This window comes from Streptomyces nanhaiensis, assembly GCF_046614825.1.
GTDB classification, from domain to species: domain Bacteria; phylum Actinomycetota; class Actinomycetes; order Streptomycetales; family Streptomycetaceae; genus Streptomyces; species Streptomyces radiopugnans.
The window spans coordinates 1-2804 of record NZ_JBKJFM010000303.1; the positions used below are offsets into that span (position 1 = coordinate 1).

2 protein-coding genes are annotated in these 2804 nt (G+C 78.1%); both read right to left on the bottom strand.

The genetic code is table 11. From position 1 onward, the window contains the following. Positions 1-87: 87 nt before the first annotated feature. Complete coding sequence (locus ACLIYP_RS30090) at positions 88-1653, bottom strand: hypothetical protein (RefSeq protein WP_412716244.1); 1566 nt, start codon at positions 1651-1653, stop codon at positions 88-90. Continuing rightward, on the bottom strand, positions 1650-2804 hold a 1155-nt coding region (locus tag ACLIYP_RS30095), incomplete at its 5' end, for a vWA domain-containing protein (RefSeq protein WP_412716245.1). The genes ACLIYP_RS30095 and ACLIYP_RS30090, both read right to left, overlap by 4 nt.

The following is a 2804-nucleotide window of genomic DNA, read 5'->3' on the forward strand; positions in this document are numbered from 1 at the left end:
GATCAACGCGCTGGGCGCGGGGCACGGCGAACTCCTCGCCGACATGCTGGTCTCTCTCCAGGAGCGCCGTCACCTGTCCCACCTCCACTACACTGTGCGGCTCTTCGCCGCCGCCCCGGACGACCCGCTCCCCGTGAAGGCGAGGACACGGCGGCCTCCCGACACCGCCTGGTGGACGCGGCGGCGCAGCAGGTGCAGCGGGGCGGTGGCGTCGCGGTCCCCGGCGGGGACGGCCGGGGGCTGTGGCGCGACCGCCCCGGCGGGCAGGTCCGCGTGCTGGAGGCGGTCCAGGCCGAGGTCCACCCGGGCGGCGGGGTCGGTGGGGTGCTCGGCGGCGAGCAGCAGGGCGCGGGGGAGCGGTCCGGGCACCAGGCGCGCGACGATCCGCAGCCGGCTGCCCACGGCGGCGGCGAGCAGGCGGAGGTTGTCGCGGCAGGGGAGCGCGGGATCGTCGTGGGCGGCGGCCAGCCGCAGGGGAAGGCCCGCGCAGTCGGCCAGCAGGCAGTCGCCCGCCGTCTCCCGCGCCGTGCCCGTGACGGTCACCTCGAGGAACAGCAGGTCCCGTCCGCCGTTCAGCGCCCGGGCCACCTGCTCGGCGGCGGGCACGGCCCACAGCCTGTCCAGCGGCTCTCCGCGCCAGGCGGCGCCGGAGGCGCGGACCGCCCGCACTCCGGCCCCCGCACCCAGACGGCCCGCCGGGGAGACGGTGGCGCCGGACACGGCCAGCCCCGCCCGCGAGAGCTCACGGTGGGTCAGGGCGGTGTCGCCGATCCGTACGGCCAGGTCGGCGGCGCCGGTCGCCCGGGCGGGCCCGCCCGGCGCCACGTCCGAGACCGTGTACAGGCGCCCGTCCGCGTCGGCGGTCCAGGTGACCGCGCCCGCGTAGCCGGTCGCCGTGAGGACGGGCTCGCAGAAGAGCCCGTACAGGCGCAGCGAGCCGTCCGGGCGGTACGGCTGCCGGACCGTACCGCGCAGTTCGGCCAGGTCCGGGCCGGTGGCGTGCGGGAGGCGGTGGGCGGTGCCCAGGAGGACGGTCAGCGCGGCGGCGAGGTCGGCCAGTCGGTACGCGGGGTCGGCGGAGCGGGCCGCGCGTACCCCGGTGACCACGGAGACCGCCGCGGCACTGGCCCGCGGGAGGCCGGCGAGGCGGGCGGTGTGCGCGGCGCGCAGGAGCTCCGCCTGGAGTACCGCGCCGGCGCCGTCCGTGCCGGCTTCCAGGACGGCGGCGGCCGCGTCGAACACCGCCCGTGCGGCGGCGCGTTGCCCGGCGGTGGCGGTGGCGGCCTCCGTCTCCTCCGGCTGTCCTTCCTCCTTCCGGGCCTCTCCGGCTTCTCCGGCCTCGGCGGGCTCCGGGGCCGGGGTGTCACCGGCGACCGGCGCGGCCGCGGCCGCCGCCGCGCGGTGCAGGCAGCCGGGGGCCAGCAGGCACCCGCAGCGGATCGCGTCCACACCGGTCACCGTTCCACCGGGTGCGTGCAGTACGACGTCGGTCTCGTCGTCGACGGCGATCCGCACGGTGTCGCCCTCACGGACGGCCGGACGCGCCGCGAGCTTGGCGACGCCCGCGTCCAGCCGCCCGCGGAGCCGGGGCGGGAGCGCTTCGACGAGTTCGGCGGTGACGGACGGGGCGACCGGGGGCAGGCCCTGGCTCATGAGATCTTCTCCCCTACCCAGCGGGCGAGTTCGAGCGGACTGAGGGCGGCGACGGGCATGCCCGCGTCGACGAGCCGGCCGGCGACCGACGTGGAGTAGCGGGGCCGGCCGGTGTCGTCGAGACTCGCGCAGCCCAGGACGTGGCAGCCGGCTCCGACCAGCGCGCGGACCTCGGCGAGCAGGCCGCCGAGCGGATGGCCCTCCTCGAAGTCGCTGACGACCACGACGAGGGTGCGCGAGGGCACGGTGACCAGCTCGCGCGCGTGCCGCAGTCCCGCGGCGATGTGGGTGCCGCCGCCCACGCTGACCTCCAGCAGCAGCGACAGCGGGTCGTCCACGTGCCCGGTGAGGTCGATGACCTCGGTGGAGAACGCCAGGAAGTGGGTGGAGAGCGTCGGCACCCCGGCCAGTACCGAGGCGGTCAGCGCGGCCCACACCGTGGACGCCTCCATGGACCCCGACACGTCCGTGACCAGGATCAGCCGCCAGTCGGCGGCCCGCCGCCCCCGGGTGCGGAAGACCGGGCGCTCGGGGATCACCCGCACCGTGCCGTCCGGGCCGCGGCGGGCGGTCGCCAGGTTGGCCCGCAGCGTGCGGGGCAGGTCCAGGCCGCCGCCGGGGCGTCTGCCGGGACGCGGCAGGGACGTGCCGTGCAGGGCGGGGCGCAGCCGGGTGGCCAGTTGCCGGGTCAGCGCGTCGACCAGGCGCCGCACCAGCGGGCGCAGCGCGGCCAGCCGGGCCTCGGGCAGTCCGCCCGCGTGCCGCAGCACGGTGCGCAGCAGGTCCACCGAGGGCCGTACGCTGTCCGCGTCCAGCTCGGCCAGGACGTCCCCGCGGCCCGACGCGGCGGCCGCCGCCAGCACCTCCTCCCGGATGCCCGGCCCGAACAGCGCGGCCAGTTCCTCGGACCACTCCCGCACCCCGGGATACGGGGCTTCCCGCCCGCCGCCCCCTCCCGGGCCGGTGAGCTCCCCACGGCTGCCCTCGCCGCGGCCGCCGCCGTACAGCTCGTCCAGCGCGGTCGCCAGCGGCCCCCACTGGGCGTAGGCATCCGGATAGCCGGACTCCTGCACCGCCTGCGCGGCCTGGGTCACGGTCATCTGCTTCCAGCCGCCCACCCGCACAACCGCCGTGTAGGACCCTCCGGACGC